Below are 20,457 nucleotides of genomic sequence, written 5' to 3' on the forward strand. Positions count from 1 at the left end.
AGTGAGTTACCCGGTAGAGCAGCATTACGAACTTTTTGGAGAAACATGATATCATTAAGGAGCGGGACTGCTCAAAGTACGGGTTCAAGGAGATAAATTCATGAAGAAAAAGATTGCCTGTTTACACGCCCACTATTCAAATATCCAGTATATTCAAAACGCTCTTACCTCTGATGAGTTGGAATTGGTTCATTTTGTGGATCCTGGTTTGATGAGTAGAATTACATCAGATAAAAATTTCGATGAAGGACAAGCCAAAAATAAAGTCATCGAACAAATAGAATGGATATCACAAGCAAATGTTGAGGCTATTCTTATCACATGTACTAATTATATTGCTCTTCTTGAAGAAAACCGGCTTAATACATCTATTCCTATAATAAAAATCGATGAGCCTTTCTTTAGTTCTGTCTGCAGTATTACAGAACCACAAGTTCTATTATTCACTAATCCAGCAACCGTCGAAGGGACAATGAGAAGGCTTAATGAATTTGCTTCTATTCAGGATAAGCCAATTCATATTGAGGCACGTGTCATAGAGAATACATTTGAGCTAATCATGCAAGGTAAAAATGAGCAATATGTTGAAGAATTATCAAAGTACATAAAGAGGATACTTGCATCAGAAAAAAACAAGAAAATTTCTGTTGCTCAATTATCTATGGTGGAATCAGCCGTTAAAGTTGAGCGAGAGTTAAATGTGAGAATCGGGAATCCGTTGGATTCACTGATAATTCATTTCGAGAGCTTGTTGCTCAACTAATGGCGAACGTGAACGTTAGGGAGAACAATAAACCGACCAAAATCCTTAGTGGACTTTGATCGGTTTATTCTTTTATCACCTGCCTGCACCTGAGTCACAGCATTTTTCCGAAGAAAAATCGAACGAAATTTTCTTTATTCCCCAATACATAGTGTAAGACCGAAGGGAGGGGTGATGAATGGAACATCCAAAAGAATATTCTCAGCTCATTACGCTTACGCTAGCCGGCAGTCGTGAAGCATTTAGTGAGCTATATGAAGCTACGATTAGGGATGTATATCAAACCGTTCATTTCCTCGTTCGCGAAACATCTGAGGTGGATGATATCGTTCAGGAGATTTATATTCAAATGCGCAGATCTCTTGAACATTTTGACATCAGTCGTCCCTTTAGACCCTGGCTTATGGGAATAGCAATGCGACAAATTCATGCCTACCGGAGAAAGAGATGGACGCATCTCCGAGTTCTCAAAAAGGCAGAGCAGGTCAATCTGATGGTGGAGCCTGAATTTACAAATAAGGTTGTGGACAGGATCTCTAACCATTCCTTGCTTGCTAGCGTAGAAAGTCTTCCATATAAGCTGAAGCAGGTGATTATTCTGCATTATTTAAATGAATTATCGCAGGAAGAAAGTGCCGCAATCCTTGAGATCCCTCTGGGTACCGTGAAATCCCGTATTCATGCTGCACTGCGCAAGCTTCGTCAGAAGCCAGAGAATCAGACTCTTTTTAAGGGAAAGGTGGAGGATCTGCATGAATTTCAATGAAAAGCTGCGAACAGTTCTGCAGGAAGAGGCCAGAAATTTAAATGCCCCACCGGAACTGAAGGAGAGAATACTAAATCAGACCGTAACCGGACAAGGGGGAAGACGAATGAAAAAGAAGTGGATCGTAGCAGGCGTTTTGGCAGCTACTTTATTAATTCCTACTGGAGCGTTTGCCGGATATCATTATCTGGCGGATAGTATGTATGGTTCGAAAGAAGCAGCGGCTACGATTGGCCTAAGCCAGCAGAAATATGAGGAGTTTGAGGCCAAGCTTCAGAGGTTGAAGCATAATTTTAGCGAGGAAGAAGCTGCCACGGTTATGTCCTTATTGAAGGAATTAGGCGATTACAATCTGCTGGCGGCAGATTCCAAGGGGATTTTTCACATAGAACAGCTTGATGCAGAAGAACAGAAGGCTTACAAGAAATTACTGGTGGAGCTTGAACCGTATTTCAAGAAAATGAACGAAACGGATAAATCCAAGGCAAAGGCATCTGGCACAGATCGTGGCGCTTTCTGGGATAGCTTGCTTGAGAAGGCTGAACAGAGACTCACTAAACAGGAGTATAGGGAGCTTGAACCCATAATAAATGAGTTGAAAAGCTATGATGCCAAGGTAACTGATGCAGACGGAAGTGTTCATATGGATCGGTTGTCGACAGAAGAAATACAGGATCAACAGAAGTTATTGGAGGCGCTCACCCCTTATGTTAATAAACTGGACCTAATGGTTAAAAAAGGCTTTTAAACCATACTCCCTCAGTATGGTTTAAAAATCAGTCATTATGATCCAAAACTCGCAGGAGCTTTATTTATCAGCAAACTTTTCGCGTTCCGCACAGCAGTAATGAATAACAATGATGTGATCGGACGGAAGGATGAAGTGGAAACGGTACCGTCCTTTTAAAGGACGGTACCGTTTTTTCGTACGCAGCGTTAATGTTATCCGCGCGATTTAGACTTCGGCTTCTCCAACCGGCTACGTTCACGCATAGCGTTAATTTGCCTTGCAGCTCTTTCATCCCGGCGGCCTTGTCTCGTTCGGAGTTGGCTGAGCATCACGAGCAGGCCAAGGGCGCCGAATACATAAGAGATGATGGGATTCACTTCATTCCACAGGTTGACCCCGGCCAGAAGTAATACTGCGCCAATGATGGTGGCAATCAACCGCTGTGTGTTTTTATTCTGCGTCTCGATTAATTTTTGCTCCAGGGAGCTCGACAGCTTGACTCTTAAGCCTCCGCTATCCATTTTATCGATTGCCGACATGAACTTCTTGGTCGTTGGAAGGATGTCTTTGAGCATATCCTTGCCATCCGCTACAACTTTGGAGATGACACTTCCCCGCAGATCCCTCCGCACCACCTGTTCCACATAAGGCTTAACCGTCCCGACCAGATCAAGCTCAGGGTCCAGTCCGGTACAGAGGCCGTACACGGTGCCTATGGCTTTGCCCAGGAATGTGGTATTGGCAGGTAATTGAAACGGCTGAGAGTAGAGAAAATTGCGTAATTCCTCCACATTGTCGCCTGACGTCACAAAACTCAGGTCAAATGTATCGCCGTTAATTTGTTCGAATAATAACGTAAGGTTCCTGGAGAAGACCTCCAGATCTACATTTCGTCTTAAAAATCTCAACCGGTTCAGGGCATCGATGGCGCCGTGGGCGTCTTTCAGATATACGGCTAGCAGAAGGGCTACCATCTGGGTCTTCATATCCTTGGGAATTCGCCCAACCATTCCAAAATCAATTAAGGCGATGGTGCCGTCAGGCTGCACGAGCACATTGCCAGGGTGAGGGTCTGCGTGAAAAAAGCCATTCAATAGAATCTGTTCTACGAACATTTCAATCAGTGACGTTGCCAGTTGGGTCCGGTCCACACCCCAAGCCTCCAGCTTGGTGAAATCATTGATTTTGACACCCTCCATAAACTCCATGGTCAGCACCTGAGAGGTAGTACAGGACCAATGAATGTGGGGAATCACGACATCCTTCCGGTGGGCTAACTGCTGCTTGAACTCTTCGGCATTACGCCCTTCTTGCTGATAGTCGAGCTCCTCCATAATGGTGTCATGAAACTCATCATATACGGCATCAAGATCCATGAAGTCTGTAATCATCTTTTGGCGCTTCAATAACGAAATAGCGACCTGAATGGATTTCCAATCAATCGCGATAATGTCCTCGACCCCGGGCCGCATCACCTTCACGGCGACTTGCTCACCTGTCCGTAAGGTGGCCCGGTGGACCTGTCCGAAGGATGCTGCTGCAATAGGAGTCTCGTTGAACTCAGCATACATCTTGCTGATGGATACCCCGAGTTCACGCTCTACCTTCTGCTGGATCTCGGAGAAATCTACGAATTCTACAGAATCCTGCAGCTTGGACAATTCTTCAATAACTTCCTTCGGCAGCATATCCACCTGCGCACTCACATGCTGCCCAAGCTTGATAATTAGCCCGCCCATATCCATGGCGGTTGTCGTGAAATACACTGCCTGCTTGCGGTATAAGGCTTTGGTTCTCGCTGCAAAGCGCCGCCGTGACATCAAGTACTTCAGCTTGCCCAGCCACCAGAAATCCCAGGCGAACTTGAAAATCATCCGCATGGTTCTTCTGAAACGTACATCCTTCATCAATTTCAGGAATTCGCTCATTCTTGTTCATCTGCCACAGAGTCAGTATGCTGCATCCCAGATCTCTCCTTCTAAAATCCATGTGCCTAATTGTATGATATTTCATATCAGACACATATACAATTACAGGCTTGGGCGGCTGGCTGCTGATGACTCCGGTTCGTCCCGGAACGCCCGGCGGCCGAGCAAGCCGACGCAGAAAGCCAGCGATGTCAGAACCGCCGCCAGCAGATACAGGTTGACGATCCCGAACCGTTCGGCCAGTCCGGCCATGACCAGCAGCGAGATGCAGAACACCAGATGCAGCAGCGAAGCTTGTGCCGACAGCACCTTGGGCAGCATCTGCCTGCTGGTGCTGCGCTGGATGAGGGTACGCCGGTTAATCACCGACATCTCCGCAAACGGTCCCATCAGCAGGACAAGGACCAGTGCTATATACGGCTGGGTAGTCAGAGCATACACCATGGTGAGCAGACCATAGCCCGCCATACCGGTGAGCATCGCCCCCAGGTAACGGTCTCCGATGAGACGCACTGCGGACAGGACCAGCAGCCCGCCTCCGACCGTTCCTGCGAAATAGGCTGCGTTAATGAAGCCCCACCATTCTTCGCCTTGCTTCAGCGCCACCTGGACGAAGGCCAGTGTGAACGCGCCGACCCAGACCGAGCCCCCCAGCATGTCGATGATGTCCATGAAGGTCAGCATCCGCAGGCGGGGCATACGCCAGATGACTTGCCAGCCTTCAGTCAAGGTCTTCCATTTCGAAGCAGATGACGGTGCCGGTTCAGAGTCCGCCGGCTGCCCCTGTATCTGGACACTTGCCTCTGCCGGCTCTCTGACGCCAAGTGTAAAAGCGGCCGCCAGCCCATAGATGGCCGCTGTCAGCAGCAGCGCCGGGCTGGGCCCAAGGAATGCGACCAAAAGGCCGCTCAGTCCCCAGCCCGCAAACTGCACGACCTGATCACTGACGCTGATCAGACCGTTGGCTTGAAGCAGCCCCTCCTCCCGCGTGACGAGCCGCGGCACCAGCGCATTGCGGGCCGGAACGCTCCAGCCGTCCAGGAAGGACATGACGAAGACCAGGGCAAAGACCAGCGTGAGTGAAGCCGCCGCACTGTTAAGCTGCAGGTACAGAGCCAGCAGCACAAACAGCAGGAACTGGCCTGTCTGTGAGATTAGCAGCAGCGAGGGCAGCTTGATCCGGTTGATGAGCAGCGGCGCAATGAAGCCGCTCACCATCTGGGCCGAGCTGCGCATCAGCGGCATCAGTGCTGCCGAGACAAGGGAATCTGTACGGTCCAGCACCAGCACCGTCAGCGCCATAATATACAAGACATCGGCGGCATTCGCCGCCGTCTGAGTTGTCCAGAGATAATAGAAGGAACGTGTTAATAACCGTGGTCTCAAGGAAATCCGGGCCTCCATTTCTGCATCCATAACGTCAAATGTAAGATAAGGATAACAATAATGGAAATATCAGAGTTTGACAAACCTCAGAGGAAATGTGAAGTCGTTACACGGTTCATTTAATGTGACGGGTTAATGCCCAGAATATAAGCGCCGCAGCACTGACCATTGCACCGAGCAGACACACCCCGTTCCAGCCCGAGTATGCATACATACTGGTAGATGCAATCGATCCGGTAGCGCTGCCAATCGAATAGAAGACCATGTAACCGGCAGTAATCCTGCTGCGCGCTTCCGGGCGCAGATTAAGGATCATGCTCTGGTTGGTGACGTGTACGGCTTGTACGGCCAGGTCAAGAAGGATAATCCCGGCGATTAACGCGAGGAGCGAATGTGGAGTATAACTGATTGGCAGCCATGAGAGAAGCAGCAGAGATAGCGCCACGCCGGTGGTTTTTTGCCCTAGCCCCCGGTCAGCCAGACGGCCTGCCCGTGCTGCTGCTAACGCCCCGGTGACTCCGGCCAGACCAAACGCTCCAATCGCAGTATGGGACAGGGACAGTGGCGGAGCGCTGAGCGGCAGCACCAGGGAAGTCCACAATATACTGAAGGCGGTAAAAATCAGCAGGCATAACACAGCACGGATTCGCAGAAGCCGTTCTTGTGCGAACAGGGTGAACATCGAACGGAGAAGCTGCGGATAGGATAAGGACTCTCTGCGGGGCTCAGATTGCGGCAGCACCCTGAACAATACACCTGCCATGATTAACGTGAGTCCCGCCGAGACTAGGTAGACTGAACGCCAACCGGCCAGATCGGTTAACACACCGGCGAACGTCCGTGCCAGTAGAATACCAACGACAATTCCGCTGGTCACCACACCCACCGTTCGTCCGCGTTCGGCCGGGGCAGCCAGAGTTGCTGCGAATGCAACAAGCGTCTGTGTCACTACCGCAAGCAGTCCGACCGTAGCTATGCCTATGAATAACACCATGCTGGTGGGGGCAGTGCCCACAACAACCAAAGCCAGCACGGATACCAGCATCTGTCCGGCAATCAGCCAGCGCCGACCCAGCAGATCGCCCAGCGGCACCAGCAACAGTAGTCCGATGGCGTAACAAATCTGAGTCACTGTAATCACGATACCTACGGACGAATGCGTAATCCCGAATTCGCTGGAGATCGCGTCGAGCAGGGGCTGCGCGTAATAGATGTTGGCAACGGTCAGACCGCAGGTGATGGCAAACAGAAGTGCTACCTTGCGGGACATTGAAGATGCAGGCGTTGGCCCGGATGGTGCGGTAATGGCTTGCGGTTCTTTTACAAAGTTAACCAGAGATAACGCCTCCTTCGATATATGGATATAATAATATACTGAACGGTATGAAATAATTCCTGATAAATATACCGCTAACCAAAATTAATTGTCAAGGGGAAAGCGGGAAGAGTCGGATATAAATTGCTCTAATTGACAGGGGCTACTTCGTCAAATACAATCGTAATATACCATTCGATACGAAATGAGGGAGATCTATGGCCCGGCCGCGTGAATTTGATGAGGACAAGGCGCTGGATGCAGCGCTGCATGTATTTTGGGAAAAAGGGTTCGAGGCTGCCTCCTTAAGCGACTTAACCGCAAGGATGGGTATTCAGCGTCCAAGCCTGTACTCTACCTTTGGAGACAAAAAGGGCTTATTTGAAGCTGCGCTGCGGAAATATACGAGTTCCCACGCTGCCTATGTCCGGGGCAGTCTGCACAAGCATTCTTCAGTGAAAGAGGCGTTCCGTACTTTTTTTGAAGATGTGGTGTCCAAAGAATATGAGAAAAGCCCGAGCACGGGGTGCTTCTGCATCAATTCAATGGTGGAGCTTGCTCCCCATGATGAGAAGTTTGAGATCCTGACCAGAGAACATCAGATGTACCTCTCGGTCATCTTCCAGGAAACGATTGAACGGGGCTTGCGGTCAGGGGAGCTAGCTGCCGGGATTAATGCCAAGAATCTGGCGCAGACACTGGTCATTTCGTTAATAGGACTTACGGTGTTCCTGAAGTCCCGTCCTGACAGAGCAGTTGTTGATACTTTTGTAAAAGAGATACTTAACTTATTAACCATATCCTAATCAAAAGAGGAAAGGTGATGACCATCTTCATGGAATCAACTAAAGAGAGGGAGCTCTCCTTCGATATCCGCAGAACCCTTATCTTGGGTGCCTATATGCGGGAGTGGCAGATGCCGGAATACCGGGTCATTCTGAAGAAGCCCGAAACAGGAGCCTATGTTGAGATCTATTATTTTCCTGCAGTGGAGGGGGAAGAGATTGCGAGGTTTGCAACAGTCGGGTTATCCGCGACTCACCGTCCGAATGGGCAAGCTGTGGGTACAGAGTGGGTGATGGCTCTGACCTCTGACTTAGGCGGAGAGTCTATGGACCGGATATTTACCTATCTCAGTGATCTTATCGCCCATCATATAGAGGCTGCCGGTGATTCGCGGATACCTAGGGTTATGGAAGAGAGCCCGCTTGCCCCGGCTAACTGGACAACCACTGCTTTTCTGCTGGATGAGCTGAGGGGAGAAAGTGAAGAGCTGGAGGAGATTCAGGTCGGGAGCGAGAGGGCCCAGATCCTATGGGCGCTGCCAGTCACGGCGCAGGAGGCCGCATTGATCTTAAGTGAAGGCGTGGAAGCGTTCGATTCCTACGTCGAGGATATCGAGCATTCCATTATTGATCCGCGGCGGCCATTGGGAAATGTTCACTAACAATGCTAAACTAATGATATATATCACCAAGGACAGGACGGAAGAGATGTAATGGGAAGAAAACAGTCTTTTACAGAGACAGAGCTGCTGGATACAACCAAACAATTGGTGCTTGAGCATGGATATGACGGGTTTCATCTTAAGCTGCTTTCACAGCATCTGTCAGGGGCCAGAAGCACTATCTATCAATATTATGCGAATAAGGAAGAGATTGTGGCGGCTTGTATGAAGCGCGTAATGTCAGCGGTACTAGACAAGGCTTTAGCCATTGATGAGGCTGATCCTATGGAAGCCCTGGAACAGCTGCTGCTCATTTACGTGGAAGAGTCTGCGCTCCATCAGCTGCTCGGAAATGCCAATAAGATTAATACGGCCAATTCTCTAGCGGCGGCGAGAGATCTCGAATATATTGAGGAAGGGCATCAGACGCTTAAAATTCAATTATCCCGCTTATTTGAACGCGCCCAGCAGAATCAGGACCTGCGGCAGGATATCCCACTTCCTGTACTTATTGGTGTGTTCTTTAACCTGATTGATACGCCGAATATGCTGAATATCCCTACTCCTGCTTGGGGTAAGCTGCTGTTTCAAATGTGGATCGGAGGGGCCAAGAGCTAACATGCGCCTTGAATATAATTTGACACAAGTGTCAAATATGGTGTTTAATTTAAGTGTCGGATGCCGGTGATGGTAACAGCAGGTTTAAATTGACACATGTGTCGAAAAATAAATAAGGAGTTGGCAAGGGAATGTTTTTAGCTGTAAAAGAATTGATGCACAGTAAAGTGAGATTTTTAATGATCATCATTATTTTCGTGCTCTTAGCTTGGCTGGTATTTATCTTATCAGGCTTAGGGAATGGCCTATCTACGCTGGCTGCGTCAACCTTTAAGACGATGAAGGCAGACTATGTCATTTTTGAAGAAGGGTCACAGTCCTCAATGAGCAAGTCGCTGTTGTCAGATCAATTACTAGCAGAAGCGGAGCTGCTGCCTAATGTAGATGACGCTGCCCCGATGGGAACTACCATGGCAGCAGCGATGAAGGCAAACAGTACAAGCAGTGAAGACAAGCTGGATATCGCGATTATAGGGATTAACCCGGGAAGCTTCCTGGAACCGGCTGTCATTGAAGGGGAGAGCTTATCTGCTGAGAACCTTACGGGTGTCATTGTGAATTCGACCATGAAGGACGAAGGTTATGGCGTGGGTGACACTTTTCAATTAGACGGCACAAGGGAGTCACTAACGATTATAGGATTCGTGAAGAATCAGACCTACAACCACGTGGCCTCCGTGTTCACTCCAATGGCCGAATGGCGGAAGATTGCCTTCGCGGCTCCGGGTTCGGATAAAGGCATTGCCGGGCCCGTTAATGCGATTATGCTACAGGGCAAGGATATCGACCCAGACGCTATGAATAGCGGGCTAACTGGGACGGACACGGTTACCCGGTCGGCAGCAGTACAAGGAATGCCAGGGTACAAAGAAGAGAACGGGACTATTCTGATGATGCTGGCATTTCTGCTCGCCATCGCCGCGTTTGTGCTTGGCGTATTCTTTTACGTAATGACGATGCAGAAAACCAATCAGTTCGGCATTATGAAAGCTATAGGTGCCAGTAACAGATTCTTAAGCAAAGCCATTGTATCACAAGTGCTTGTGCTATCGCTGACCAGCATTGTAGTCGGAGTCCTGCTTACGTATGGAACAGCAGCCATTATGCCGAAGGGTATGCCGTTCAAGCTGGAGACTACTCTTGTTGTCACTTATTCTGTTATCCTGCTGGTTATCGCTATGTTAAGTTCGCTGGTATCGGTTCGAAAGATTACCAGGATTGATCCGCTCAAGGCGCTCGGGAGGGCTGAGTAATGACAATGACTAAGGGATTACAAATGAGTGAAGTCACCAAGTACTATGCCGAAGGAAGCAACCGGATCGCAGCACTCGATCATGTGTCTATCTCCGTGGAGCCGGGTGAGTTCGTTGCTGTCGTTGGACCGTCGGGTTCAGGGAAAAGCACATTCCTGTCTATTGCCGGAGCACTGCTGAAGGCTTCAGAAGGAGAGGCCAAGCTGAATGGACATCCTATATCCAAGCTCACAGCACAGGAACTGGCGGATCTAAGGCTGAAAGAGATCGGGTTTATTATGCAATCCTCGAATCTGGTTCCCTATCTAAATGTACTCGACCAATTACTCATCGTCAAAAAGATGTCAGGGAGGGTGAGCAAAGCAGATAAAGCATTCGCCGTTAAACTGCTGGAAGAGCTGGGCCTGGGCTCGAAGCTGAACAGCTTCCCAGAGGAACTGTCAGGCGGTGAGAAGCAGCGGACAGCGATCGCCCGTGCGCTCATTAATAATCCCGGGATCATCCTGGCGGATGAACCTACCGCAAGCCTAGACACCAAGCGTGCCCATGAAGTGGTCTCCCTGATTGCCCATGAGGTGAGAACACGCCGCAAAGCGGCGATTATGGTCACACATGATGAGCGTATGCTTGAATATTGCGACAAGGTGTACCGGATGGAGGATGGCAGGTTATCTGTGGCAGAACTGGAGCCCAGCGTATAGCACTCGGAAAACAGGGAGAGTGATTGCCATATCCATTGAATCCAGCGAAGAACATGAGCTTTCCTTCGATATCTGCCGGTCGGTCATCTTAGATGCTTATATCAGGGTGTGGCAGATACCGGAATACTGGATCACTTTAATGAAGCCCAAAACAGTCCATGTAGAGATCTATTATTTTCCGGCGGCAGAAGAGAAGGAGGTAGCGAGATTTGCGACAGTCGGGTTATCCGCTAATCACCTATCCGGTGGACGAGCGCTGGGGACAGAATGGGTGATGGCCGTGCCCGGCGACTTAGGCGGAGAGACGCTGGAGCGGATTTTCACCTATTTATGCGAGCTAATCGCCCATCATCTGGAGGCTGTCCCTGATTCCCCGATGCCCAGGCTGATAGATGAGAGCCAGTACACACTGGCCTACTGGCCACACCATCCCTCCCTGCGGGGGAAGCTGATGGAGGAAAGTGAGGAGCTGGAGGAGATTCAGATCGGGGATGAGGTCATCCGCATCCTGTGGTGGTACCATTCACGGGGAATGAGGTTTCATTAACCGCAAGTCGCTTGATCCTGATGGATGGAATTATTACACTTTTCATAAAAAGAAGAGGAGCTGCTGAGGGATGGACAAACCAATCAATCTGCTGGCCCAAAGAACAGACTGTATGCTGTATTATGTGGAGCCGGCTATAGCGGACATCCCCCGAGCAGGCTGGATCGGCGGGAATGCGCCCGAGTTTTTTGACAATCCAGCCCATCTCCTTGACCTGGGGGGCCGAACCTACCTGTTCTATCTGAGCTTCGTTCATCCGTTTCAACCCGGGCGCATGATTTCGATCTTCATTCCTGAAGAGTATGAGGAGTACTTGGAACATAACATGTACCCTGACTGCCCGATCAAGGTAATAGAACATCCTCTATCTGCGGAAAGCCATATAGAGACGTATACAAACGCGGGTCTGCGGAAACACCACATTACAACCGGAGAACCGTGTACTGATGATAAATCGGTAGAACGGTCCTTCTTGATCAAAGTGGGCGGGACGCCGAGACTTCTTCAGAATGAAACGTATTATTCCGCAAAGCTGGAGGAGGAGGCCTTCTCTTTCTTCTTCCAAGTCGATGAAGACGGCTACCCCGACACCTTGCTTCAAGGGGACGGGAGTTATCTTCTTGGGTTTGGAGCGCTGTATGTATACGCCCATATCGGAACGAAAGGAATCGGCCATCCGGTAGCAGGGTTCTGGCAATTCTCTTAGGGGCGGTTCGGCTTACTGATATCATTATTTATGATACTCACCTTCTCTTCTAATCATTTTACCTGACCGCTGTAACAGCCTACACTTTGTATGAAGCCACTACAGCGTAACAGGAGGATATGAAGATGAAGGCAATTATACTTGGACCGCAGGGTCTACAATATACGGATCATTCGGACAAGCATCCTGAACAGGGGCAGGTTAGGGTAAGGTTAAAGACAGCCGGATTGAATCACCGGGATTTATTCATCATCGCTGCTGCTTCTGCTACAGAAGGTGCGTCTGGTCCGGTTCATCCTTGCGTGCTGGGTTCAGACGGGGCTGGCGTTATTGCAGAGACGGGTGAAGGGGTAACTGGCCTGTCTCAAGGGATGGAAGTTATCATTAATCCATGCCTGGGCTGGGATCGGGCGGATGAGGTGCCTGTGGTTCCTGACATATTAGGGTATCCTGCAGACGGGACTTTTGCGGAATATGTCATTGTGCCTGAGCAGAATGTTGTGCCTAAGCCAGCGTATCTGTCCTGGGAAGAGGCGGGTGTGTTACCCCTAGCGGCACTTACTGCGTACCGGGCGTTATTCACTAGAGGGGGCCTGAAGCGGGGCGACCATGTGCTGATTCCGGGCATTGGCGGCGGAGTGGCTACCTTCGCAGCACTAATGGCGGCAGCCGTTGGGGCGCGGGTCACAGTTACGTCCAGAAGTGAAGCGAAGCGTGCAGAGGCTCTGCAATTACCGGTTACTCAGGTTATAGACAGCAACAGTCCTTGGCGGGAAGAGCTTCAGAACAACCCAGTGGACCTGATCCTGGATAGCGTAGGTCCAGCCACATTCGATCAATACTTCGAGGTCATTAAGCCTAACGGGAGAATCGTCATGTTCGGCGCAAGCTCAGGCGATGATCTCACTATTCCGGCAAGAGCGATATTCTTCCCGCAGCTTCAGGTGCTTGGAACGTCCATGGGCAGCCATGAAGAATTCACCGCGATGCTTCAGTTCATGGAGCAGCATCAGATACACCCTATCATGGATAGCGTGTATTCCATAGCGGAGACTCCGCTTGCCCTTCAGCGGATGGAGCGCGCGGAGCAGCTCGGGAACATTGCCCTGAGAATAGGCTAAGGGTAGAGGATACACGTATAGCTACTGGCATAAAAACGCTACTGACATAACGTTGTCAGTAGCGTTTTTGTATCATTGGACATGTAAACATTCAAGAAAGGATGAACACTTATGAATTTCGCTTCGATACGTATCATTACTGACGACATCGATCGTCTGGTTGAATTCTATGAACAAGTGACGGGGGTGACGGCAGAGCGGCCCGCTCCTGTATTTGCCGAATTCGTAGTGCCGACATGTACCTTGGCCATCGGCCACTCCAAGACAGCGCAGCTATTCGGTGCTGATTCTGTAGTGGCGGGCAGTAACCGCACGGTCATTCTGGAGTTCCGCGTCCATGATGTCGATGCTGAATATGTGCGCCTCCAGCAGGTTGTCCAGGATTGGGTACAGCAACCTACAACGATGCCCTGGGGGAACCGTTCGATGCTGTTCCGTGATCCCGACGGCAATCTGGTGAATCTCTTTCAGCCGGTGACGGAGGATGCGGTGAAACGGTTTGAGGGCAGGCCTTGACGGAAGCTTATGGGAGCGCCCTTATAGCGCCCCTGCATCTCTTGCCGTATAGAACGACGGATAGATCGGCCGGTAATGCAGCTCATCTCTAATCCGCGAAGTATCAACGATCATATCCCAAGGATCATAGGGCTGCTGCAAGGCTTCCGGCGTAGACTCGGCCTGATGAAGCTGAAGCATCTCGGCCACGGAGATCGGCGCATCATCAGCCACATTATAGATGCGTCCATCGATGCCCGGCGTGAAGGCAGCGAGCATCAGGGCCTGGCTGATATCCGCATGATGGGCCATATGAATGCGTCTGGCCGGATTCCATTGGCTGAAATAGGGCAGAACCTCCGCGATATGGGGGTCGCGCTCACCGTGGACGAAGGGAAACCGTACAATGCGCAGCCCTAAGCCCTGTTCACGGTGGAGAGCCAGCAGCGCCGCTTCAGCCTCAGCCTTACTCTGGGGATAAGCAAAAGCAGGCCGGAGTTCATCCTCCTCCCGGCTGGGCCGCGAATGGCCTCCCGGTCCATAGACGTGGTTGGTGCTCGCGAATACGAACCTTGGCACATCCGCATCCAGCGCAGCCCGGGCCAAGGACACGGCGCCGTCAATATTGGCTGTTCGGGTGGTCTGCTCATCTACACCCCGAAACTGGGCAGCCAAGTGCACTACAGCGTCATTGCCCCGCAGCGCATTAAGGTAATTTTCCGGCTGCAGAAGGTCACCATCGACACATTCAGCCCCTTGCCGGTGAAGCTCCTCCACCCTGGCAGCATCCCTGACCAGCAGCGTGTGCTGGACACTATGTAATATTAGCTTTGGTCAACATTTCCAGGACTTTTAATGAGGCCTCCAGCTTTTTGGTTCTTGTATAGCAAATTATGATTTTCTTCTTTTGGGATAAGATGTGCTGCGATGAGGGATGGGCCCCATGCTCCCAAGCGAATAACATTTTTGGAGAAATCCTGCAAGAAGTGCAACAATGCAGCCCAATAGGAGCGGTATATGCCGAAATCCTGCACGAAATGCAACAAATTCAGCGCTAACTTGCTATCAGCATCGGAATTTGTGCAAATAATGCAACATTGTACCGCATTCAGTAACCTTGATAGAGAAATCCTGCAAAATGTGCAACAACGCTCTATGCAAGCGGTCGGTGAGAGAGATTCAACAAGCCCAGCCTGCGGAATACGCGGGCCGGGCTCTATAGATGCAGTTGTAGCGTTGCAGTAGTGGTTATTTTCGATGCGGACTTTCCTGCGGATAGCTCTGTTAATTTTCAAGTTCAATCTTAATTAGTCCCGTAACTCTTCAGCCACGATTTCAGTGATCCGCTCATAATCTCATATTCGCTCTGTGCATCACCTGGATGCAGCTCAATTCCCCCAGACGGGCCCAGAATCACCATATCTACACGGGTCTGGTCCTTAAAGGTGATAGTCCCGGTGTTGCTTGCCCCGAACGAATTCCCTGCATCAAAAGGTCTAAGCTCAGCATCCTGGATCATTTGGATCATTCTATTCGTTTCTTCTTCGCTTAATACGGTGGGGTTAATCATGCCGATGCTGATTTCCAGAACCTGCCCCGATTCCAGCTTCTCTTTGAAATTCTCCGACCAGCGGCGCTCTGCGTTTCCTGAGGCGCAGCTGGATACCATCAGGATGAAACCGGCGATTACCAGGACCACCCCGGTTACCCGTTCCGCCCCTAAGGCCAGCCCGCTGGGCTCCGCATTTTTGAACCTCCAGCCAAGCCGCAGATACCAGGCTACCTTCGGCCAAATGGCGATAACCAATCCTATGGCTAGGATTATAACACCGATAAATCCTGTCACATCAATCACATCCCATGTCTGTTTATTCATATGTACTACGGGAGACTCTTCTTTCAGGTTTCTTTTATAGAAATGCCATCCTGCCCAGGGGGGCTTTAACTTTTGAAGGGAAAACGCGGCAGCTTACAGAAATAGTATATTAGACAAGAAAATCAACCCAATGAAAGGATAGAGCCATGAGTAACTTCATCCAGAAGCATTGGACGGAGGAGCGTGAGCTGCCGGGGATCAATTGTATTGCTTGGGCAGATGGCAGCATTACGATTCTAAATATTGAGACCTGTTACGACCCAAATACCCGTCAGCGCACAATGAGCTGTTCCCCCTTGTGTGACACAACGATTGAGAGCATTGTGAAGTACAATGATGATCCTTGGATCATCGTGGATGAATGGACGAGCCTGGATTATGAGGGCGGTACAATCTACGGCGGGGACGGGCAGATGGGGAACGAGGGCTTCATTGCCTGCACCGATACGGGCGGTGATTTGGTTTGGGCTTTTTTCTCGGATGTCACCAATCCTATTAAGCAATTAAGTATCGAAGCCCGGACATTAATCGCGGTGAATGAGCATGATGAGCTGAGGATCGAGATCAATCTGGATCATCTTACAGAGATGAGGCTGATCCCATGCCGCAAGTAGAATCAAGAAATGCCTTTTCCAGTATTCTAGAATGAACATAGAGCGGTTGGAACGAGGGGGTGAGCGGACGGTGTACGAGTGGCACAGGCAGATCCAGACCATTGTCGATGATATGGACCAAAGCATTAAGCAGCATAACAGTGAGGCCATAACGCTGCAATCTCTTGCTGACAAGCTGGGGTATTCGGAGTTTCATACGACGAGGAAATTCAAAGAGATATCCGGGATGCAGCTTAGGGATTACCTTCGCCACCGGAAGCTGGCTTTTGCACTGAAGGAGGTGCGGGACAGCGGAAAAAGCATTCTGGATATTGCGCTCGACTATGGATTCTCCTCCCATGAAGCCTTTACGCGCGCGTTCAAGGTGACCTATGGTGTGGCCCCAAGCGAGTACCGGAGACACCCGTATCCTGTCGTCCTTCGTACCAAAATCAACCCGTTTGACCGCTACTTTTTCGGACTAGGAGAGGTTGGCATGATCAAATCTACAGAAGAGGTTAAGATTTATTTCGTAACCATTCCGGCGCACAAATTCCTGCACATTAAGAACTACGAGAGCAACGGGTACTGGGATTTCTGGCAGAAGCAGAGCCTGATTCCAGGGCAGGACTGCGAGACCATCACCGGCTTGCTGGATAGTATCAAGGGCAAGCTGGATGATGACGGCGGAAGCGACACGAACAGCGGCAACGGCCAGATTATGGCCTATATGAATGACCCGGACGGCAGGCTCTGCGATTGGGGATTTCCGCGTACAGAGTGCTATGGGGTACGTCTCCCCTATGATTATGAAGGCGAAGTCCCTGCGCAGATGCTGATGGCGGATGTCCCCGAGGCGGAGTATATTGTGTTCGAGCACGGGCCATTCGATTATGAGCAGGAGAACCGCAGTGTTGAGGAACGGATGGAGCAGGCGATGGCCGCTTTTGACTATACAGGCACTGGCTACTGCTTCGACTCTACCCCCGGCCGGATCATCTACTTCTATTTCAACCCGGAGCGGTACTTCAAGTATGTCCGGCCTGTACGGAAGTCATAATTGCTGCCAAGCACCTGCTGCTTCATAGGGCGGGTGCTTTTCCTTTTCGATAGTAAGCAAACCTGCGGAAATGGTATATTAGTATGGTAGTTTCCATTTCTTAAGCGGATGGGCAGGTGTATCATTTGGACATGAATAATGGAAAAGGAAAAACTCATATTGGGGAATTTATCATTTGGGCGGAGGCAAACGGCTGGGAGATAAGGAGAAAGTCCGGTGCTCAGCTGCATTTGAATAGCGGCATTACTTCCAGATATAAAGGACTCCCCAATGAGTATTTAGAATTTCTAAAGGCAGTTGAGACCTGCGTTGCACCGGATGAACAAACCTGGTTTATTGGTGAGGCTGAGTTCAATCATAGCGCGGAAACCGAATTCCGGTGGAATGAATTTGAAATGCTTAGCGTGGAGGCAGCAGTGGGTGATCCAGCTTGGCAGTCCGAGATCACGGCCTGGTGGGATCATCACTTGCCGATCGTAATGTCTGTGGAGGATGGATATTCCTTCTATGCCATCGATTTAACAACGGATAGCGGGGCTATTGTTCATGGATGTGAGCCTGAATTCGAAGAGGTTGAGAAGGTAGCCGACTCGTTCGGGGAATTCCTGGCCTGGCTGATATCGAATTCGAATAGATAGATTCTAAGATGCGAGAAGATCAGAGCCTGAGGGAATAGGTTCTGATCTTTTTTATTGATTAGGAGATTATGATTTTCGTCCAATGTGGATAAGTTGTGCATAAAGTTGGGGGTAAGTGTCTTGGAGCATCGGCAGGATGACTATATTCTGGTTCAGTAATAGGAATGACTTCGCTGATTTCACCGAACAGCCGGATAAGGTCGAAAACCGATCACATTCGGTGCGGCAGAGGCGAGTGGGCCGGATAAGGTCGAAAAACCGATCACATTCGGTGCGGCGGAGGTGTGTGGGCCGGATAAGGTCGAAAAACCGATCACATTCGGTGCGGCAGAGGCGAGTGGGCCGGATAAGGTCGAAAAACCGATCACATTCGGTGCGGCAGAGGCGAGTGGGCCGGATAAGGTCGAAAAACCGACCACATTCGGTGCGGCAGAGGCGTGTGGGCCAGATAAGGTCGAAAAACCGATCACAACGGGGATGCCGCAGGCATTTTATGCTTGGATAGAGCTTGAGAGTTGCTTCAATCCTGCTCCCAGTCTCTGTCATACTCAAGTTCAACCAATTTAAAGTAGGAGGGAGTAATCTTTAAGCCTCCGATAATTTGTTTAAGGGTGTGGTGTGTATCGTTCAAGGAAAATATTCCTTTTATCATTACTATCTCTGTCCCACCATCTCCAAAAACCTGGACATTGCACTGGAAAGCACGGAGTTGCGGCGGTATATCAACCATACCTCTAGCTTTCTGTATTCTTCGGGCAGGCGGTGGGAGATAATTCGTCCGGCCTCTTCCGCCTTGCGGATCGAGGACTCAGGCAGCAGGGATACGCCGAGTCCGGCAGATACTCCGTGTAGTATCATTTCCAGCGTGCCGAATTCCCAGATCTGAACCGAGTGCATCCCGCTCTCGCGCAGGAAGCGCTCCGCTTTGACGCGGTGCGTGCAGCCAACGTCGAAGAACAGCATGGGCTTGTGCAGCAACTCATGCAACTCAGTTGTCCCCGGTTTAGCAATGAGCACCAGTTCCTCCTCGTAAGCCGCAACATGCCCGATATCCGGCTGGTCTATAGGTCCATAGACAAAGGCGCCATCCAGCTTGTGATCAAGCACCTTGTGCAGAAGGTTATGCGTTTCGCCTGTGATGAGCGACAGATGGACATCGGGGTAGCGGGAATGGTAGTCAGCGATCATGGATGTGAGATGAATGACCGCTGTTGTCTCAATAGAGCCGATTCGCAGAGGGCCTGCCGGGTGCTCGGAGTATTGTGTTGATTGGACAGCCTCATCCATTAGCATCAGTATGGCATTCGCGTATTCCAGCAGGTTCTCACCCGCAGGCGTTAACTTCATTCCCCGGTTGGACCGGTGGAACAGCGGGACCTTCAGCTCGGCCTCCAGGAACTGAATCCGGCTGGTCACATTGGACTGAACATAGTTCAAGGCTTGCGCAGCCTTCGTAATCGTACCCTCACGGGCCACAGCCTGAAAAATCCTCAAATCTCCACTTTCCATTGCGGTGTCACCTTCTGTATATCATAATCTATGGTAGTACCTTCCGATGCTGATCATTGTACTGAATTCCATCCTTAATGACAAATCCGGCACCCGCTAGGGCCACCTGGATTAACGATCTCTTACAGGGAGTGAGCAGATGGAACACCGCAAATTAATAAAAGCATTCAACAAAGAGATCCGTACCCTCCAAAAGAAAACCGTATCCGAAGAAGAACTCAAAGGATGGTATACGTTAATTAAAGAAAGTATCCAGGACGACATCAAAGACGGATACAAAGAGACCATCGCCAGAAACCTGACCCTTGGAATCGGTGTACATGGCGGAGATTATCCGAAAAATCTGATTCTGAACGGGGAACAGGAAGGGTGGAAGTATGTTACCCGGTTTCTTTATTGGGAGGAACATATCCTGCGGAGGCTGTTTGATTATAAAGAGGTCTCTTCAAGAACGATAGGCTGTATCATAGGATTAGCCTTGCTATGGGATATGAAGGAGCTGGCGCAATTAGCCAGGGACTATTTTCAGATGATATTTGAAAAAGATGCACAGCGCTATGCCCTCAAGGAGACGCATCATTTGTTCATGGCGTTGTTACATGACTTATTCATCACGGAGCAGATCAATCAGGAGCTGTATCCGGTGTTGCCGGAGCAGCATGTGTACCGGAGGCTTCTCGATCATTGGTCTACCACGGATGAAGCGCTGCTGCGCAGCCTGATGGGTGAAATCTGCGATTACCATATCTATAGCTCGCTGGATCTGACTAATAAATTCGCAGAAATTCTATGCTTGAATTACATCCCTTATGAAGTCCGGCTCATCCAAAAAATGAGACAGGCCGAGGGGCTCAATAACGTTTCAGTAGACCATCCACTGCTGACCACCCCGCTTGCTCAGATTCCTGAAAGCAAAGTAGAGTGGGATTTAGCGAGTGATGAAGTGTATCAATTTGTATTAAGAAGGGAAGCCGGGAGCTAGAGCTCCTGGCCGAAAGGAGACCT

General features: G+C 50.0%; 23 protein-coding genes. 17 read left to right on the plus strand and 6 right to left on the minus strand.

Annotation, left to right across the window (positions count from 1 at the left end; genetic code table 11):
* Positions 1–100 precede the first annotated feature (100 nt).
* The 3 genes from MKY96_RS29375 (at position 101) to MKY96_RS29385 (ending at position 2,277) form a co-directional block, all read left to right on the plus strand.
* Positions 101–763, plus strand: coding sequence for an aspartate/glutamate racemase family protein (locus MKY96_RS29375; RefSeq protein ID WP_340945978.1), 663 nt, complete (start codon positions 101–103; stop codon positions 761–763).
* Between the two features lie 178 nt (positions 764–941).
* Entirely contained in the window at positions 942–1,529 is a 588-nt protein-coding gene (locus MKY96_RS29380; protein WP_340945979.1) for a sigma-70 family RNA polymerase sigma factor, read from the plus strand.
* Positions 1,516–2,277, plus strand: a complete 762-nt coding sequence (locus tag MKY96_RS29385) for a DUF3600 domain-containing protein (RefSeq protein ID WP_340945981.1) — start codon at positions 1,516–1,518, stop codon at positions 2,275–2,277. Before MKY96_RS29380 ends, MKY96_RS29385 begins: the two co-directional genes overlap by 14 nt.
* Positions 2,278–2,471: 194 nt before the next feature.
* Here MKY96_RS29385 and MKY96_RS29390 read toward each other — a convergent pair whose 3' ends face one another.
* The 3 genes from MKY96_RS29390 to MKY96_RS29400 all read right to left on the minus strand — a co-directional run bounded on the left by MKY96_RS29390 (position 2,472) and on the right by MKY96_RS29400 (position 6,843).
* Positions 2,472–4,166, minus strand: a complete 1,695-nt coding sequence (locus MKY96_RS29390; protein ID WP_340945984.1) for an ABC1 kinase family protein — start codon at positions 4,164–4,166, stop codon at positions 2,472–2,474.
* A gap of 123 nt (positions 4,167–4,289) precedes the next feature.
* Positions 4,290–5,573 carry an MFS transporter gene (locus tag MKY96_RS29395; protein ID WP_340945986.1) on the minus strand — a complete coding sequence of 428 codons (1,284 nt, stop codon included), beginning with the start codon at positions 5,571–5,573 and terminating at the stop codon, positions 4,290–4,292.
* Between the two features lie 115 nt (positions 5,574–5,688).
* Positions 5,689–6,843 carry an MFS transporter gene (locus tag MKY96_RS29400; protein ID WP_340945989.1) on the minus strand — a complete coding sequence of 385 codons (1,155 nt, stop codon included), beginning with the start codon at positions 6,841–6,843 and terminating at the stop codon, positions 5,689–5,691.
* A gap of 263 nt (positions 6,844–7,106) precedes the next feature.
* Here MKY96_RS29400 and MKY96_RS29405 point away from each other — a divergent pair, with 263 nt between their 5' ends.
* The 9 genes from MKY96_RS29405 to MKY96_RS29445 all read left to right on the plus strand — a co-directional run bounded on the left by MKY96_RS29405 (position 7,107) and on the right by MKY96_RS29445 (position 13,797).
* Positions 7,107–7,694, plus strand: a complete 588-nt coding sequence (locus tag MKY96_RS29405) for a TetR/AcrR family transcriptional regulator (RefSeq protein WP_340945991.1) — start codon at positions 7,107–7,109, stop codon at positions 7,692–7,694.
* A gap of 29 nt (positions 7,695–7,723) precedes the next feature.
* Positions 7,724–8,335 carry a suppressor of fused domain protein gene (locus MKY96_RS29410; protein ID WP_340945993.1) on the plus strand — a complete coding sequence of 204 codons (612 nt, stop codon included), beginning with the start codon at positions 7,724–7,726 and terminating at the stop codon, positions 8,333–8,335.
* A 51-nt stretch (positions 8,336–8,386) separates the two neighbouring features.
* The gene (locus MKY96_RS29415; protein ID WP_340945996.1) at positions 8,387–8,953 is read left to right on the plus strand and encodes a TetR/AcrR family transcriptional regulator; all 567 of its coding nucleotides are present in this window, start codon (positions 8,387–8,389) and stop codon (positions 8,951–8,953) included.
* A gap of 131 nt (positions 8,954–9,084) precedes the next feature.
* On the plus strand, positions 9,085–10,206 hold the full coding sequence (locus tag MKY96_RS29420) for an ABC transporter permease (RefSeq protein WP_340945998.1): 1,122 nt from the start codon (positions 9,085–9,087) through the stop codon (positions 10,204–10,206).
* 5 nt (positions 10,207–10,211) lie between these two features.
* On the plus strand, positions 10,212–10,907 hold the full coding sequence (locus tag MKY96_RS29425) for an ABC transporter ATP-binding protein (RefSeq protein ID WP_340946795.1): 696 nt from the start codon (positions 10,212–10,214) through the stop codon (positions 10,905–10,907).
* Between the two features lie 139 nt (positions 10,908–11,046).
* Positions 11,047–11,454, plus strand: a complete 408-nt coding sequence (locus MKY96_RS29430; RefSeq protein WP_340946000.1) for a hypothetical protein — start codon at positions 11,047–11,049, stop codon at positions 11,452–11,454.
* 70 nt (positions 11,455–11,524) lie between these two features.
* Complete coding sequence (locus MKY96_RS29435; RefSeq protein WP_340946003.1) at positions 11,525–12,160, plus strand: hypothetical protein; 636 nt, start codon at positions 11,525–11,527, stop codon at positions 12,158–12,160.
* A 125-nt stretch (positions 12,161–12,285) separates the two neighbouring features.
* Entirely contained in the window at positions 12,286–13,281 is a 996-nt protein-coding gene (locus tag MKY96_RS29440; protein WP_340946006.1) for a zinc-binding dehydrogenase, read from the plus strand.
* Between the two features lie 111 nt (positions 13,282–13,392).
* Positions 13,393–13,797 (plus strand): VOC family protein, encoded by a 405-nt coding sequence (locus MKY96_RS29445; protein WP_340946010.1) that lies wholly within the window; start codon positions 13,393–13,395, stop codon positions 13,795–13,797.
* Positions 13,798–13,818: 21 nt separating this feature from the next.
* Here MKY96_RS29445 and MKY96_RS29450 read toward each other — a convergent pair whose 3' ends face one another.
* Together MKY96_RS29450 and MKY96_RS29455 are read right to left on the minus strand one after the other, a co-directional pair.
* Positions 13,819–14,601: an NAD-dependent epimerase/dehydratase family protein gene (locus MKY96_RS29450; protein WP_340946796.1), complete on the minus strand. Its 783-nt coding sequence runs from the start codon at positions 14,599–14,601 to the stop codon at positions 13,819–13,821.
* 478 nt (positions 14,602–15,079) lie between these two features.
* On the minus strand, positions 15,080–15,652 hold the full coding sequence (locus MKY96_RS29455; RefSeq protein WP_340946013.1) for a DUF6199 family natural product biosynthesis protein: 573 nt from the start codon (positions 15,650–15,652) through the stop codon (positions 15,080–15,082).
* Positions 15,653–15,798: 146 nt separating this feature from the next.
* Between MKY96_RS29455 and MKY96_RS29460 the strand changes: the two genes are divergently transcribed.
* The 4 genes from MKY96_RS29460 (at position 15,799) to MKY96_RS29475 (ending at position 18,510) form a co-directional block, all read left to right on the plus strand.
* Positions 15,799–16,266, plus strand: a complete 468-nt coding sequence (locus tag MKY96_RS29460; RefSeq protein ID WP_340946015.1) for a hypothetical protein — start codon at positions 15,799–15,801, stop codon at positions 16,264–16,266.
* Positions 16,267–16,336: 70 nt separating this feature from the next.
* Positions 16,337–17,305, plus strand: coding sequence for a helix-turn-helix transcriptional regulator (locus MKY96_RS29465; RefSeq protein WP_340946017.1), 969 nt, complete (start codon positions 16,337–16,339; stop codon positions 17,303–17,305).
* A gap of 131 nt (positions 17,306–17,436) precedes the next feature.
* Positions 17,437–17,943 (plus strand): SMI1/KNR4 family protein, encoded by a 507-nt coding sequence (locus MKY96_RS29470; protein ID WP_340946020.1) that lies wholly within the window; start codon positions 17,437–17,439, stop codon positions 17,941–17,943.
* Between the two features lie 282 nt (positions 17,944–18,225).
* Positions 18,226–18,510 (plus strand): hypothetical protein, encoded by a 285-nt coding sequence (locus MKY96_RS29475; RefSeq protein WP_340946023.1) that lies wholly within the window; start codon positions 18,226–18,228, stop codon positions 18,508–18,510.
* Between the two features lie 87 nt (positions 18,511–18,597).
* Here MKY96_RS29475 and MKY96_RS29480 read toward each other — a convergent pair whose 3' ends face one another.
* Positions 18,598–19,452: a LysR family transcriptional regulator gene (locus tag MKY96_RS29480; RefSeq protein ID WP_340946025.1), complete on the minus strand. Its 855-nt coding sequence runs from the start codon at positions 19,450–19,452 to the stop codon at positions 18,598–18,600.
* A 139-nt stretch (positions 19,453–19,591) separates the two neighbouring features.
* Between MKY96_RS29480 and MKY96_RS29485 the strand changes: the two genes are divergently transcribed.
* Entirely contained in the window at positions 19,592–20,434 is an 843-nt protein-coding gene (locus tag MKY96_RS29485; protein WP_340946027.1) for a hypothetical protein, read from the plus strand.
* Positions 20,435–20,457: the final 23 nt, after the last annotated feature.

Source organism: Paenibacillus sp. FSL R7-0302, from assembly GCF_038006885.1.
In the GTDB taxonomy this organism is placed as follows: Bacteria; Bacillota; Bacilli; order Paenibacillales; family Paenibacillaceae; genus Paenibacillus_AQ.

Coding starts and splice junctions, on each gene's coding strand:
- MKY96_RS29440 (WP_340946006.1), top strand. CDS start 12,286: ATGAAGGCAATTATACTTGGACCGCAGGGTCTACAATATACGGATCAT.
- MKY96_RS29455 (WP_340946013.1), bottom strand. CDS start 15,652: ATGAATAAACAGACATGGGATGTGATTGATGTGACAGGATTTATCGGT.
- MKY96_RS29485 (WP_340946027.1), top strand. CDS start 19,592: ATGGAACACCGCAAATTAATAAAAGCATTCAACAAAGAGATCCGTACC.
- MKY96_RS29430 (WP_340946000.1), top strand. CDS start 11,047: ATGAAGCCCAAAACAGTCCATGTAGAGATCTATTATTTTCCGGCGGCA.
- MKY96_RS29445 (WP_340946010.1), top strand. CDS start 13,393: ATGAATTTCGCTTCGATACGTATCATTACTGACGACATCGATCGTCTG.
- MKY96_RS29405 (WP_340945991.1), top strand. CDS start 7,107: ATGGCCCGGCCGCGTGAATTTGATGAGGACAAGGCGCTGGATGCAGCG.
- MKY96_RS29415 (WP_340945996.1), top strand. CDS start 8,387: ATGGGAAGAAAACAGTCTTTTACAGAGACAGAGCTGCTGGATACAACC.
- MKY96_RS29400 (WP_340945989.1), bottom strand. CDS start 6,843: ATGTCCCGCAAGGTAGCACTTCTGTTTGCCATCACCTGCGGTCTGACC.
- MKY96_RS29410 (WP_340945993.1), top strand. CDS start 7,724: ATGGAATCAACTAAAGAGAGGGAGCTCTCCTTCGATATCCGCAGAACC.
- MKY96_RS29460 (WP_340946015.1), top strand. CDS start 15,799: ATGAGTAACTTCATCCAGAAGCATTGGACGGAGGAGCGTGAGCTGCCG.
- MKY96_RS29380 (WP_340945979.1), top strand. CDS start 942: ATGGAACATCCAAAAGAATATTCTCAGCTCATTACGCTTACGCTAGCC.
- MKY96_RS29480 (WP_340946025.1), bottom strand. CDS start 19,452: ATGGAAAGTGGAGATTTGAGGATTTTTCAGGCTGTGGCCCGTGAGGGT.
- MKY96_RS29420 (WP_340945998.1), top strand. CDS start 9,085: ATGTTTTTAGCTGTAAAAGAATTGATGCACAGTAAAGTGAGATTTTTA.
- MKY96_RS29470 (WP_340946020.1), top strand. CDS start 17,437: ATGAATAATGGAAAAGGAAAAACTCATATTGGGGAATTTATCATTTGG.
- MKY96_RS29425 (WP_340946795.1), top strand. CDS start 10,212: ATGACTAAGGGATTACAAATGAGTGAAGTCACCAAGTACTATGCCGAA.
- MKY96_RS29375 (WP_340945978.1), top strand. CDS start 101: ATGAAGAAAAAGATTGCCTGTTTACACGCCCACTATTCAAATATCCAG.
- MKY96_RS29390 (WP_340945984.1), bottom strand. CDS start 4,166: ATGAAGGATGTACGTTTCAGAAGAACCATGCGGATGATTTTCAAGTTC.
- MKY96_RS29435 (WP_340946003.1), top strand. CDS start 11,525: ATGGACAAACCAATCAATCTGCTGGCCCAAAGAACAGACTGTATGCTG.
- MKY96_RS29385 (WP_340945981.1), top strand. CDS start 1,516: ATGAATTTCAATGAAAAGCTGCGAACAGTTCTGCAGGAAGAGGCCAGA.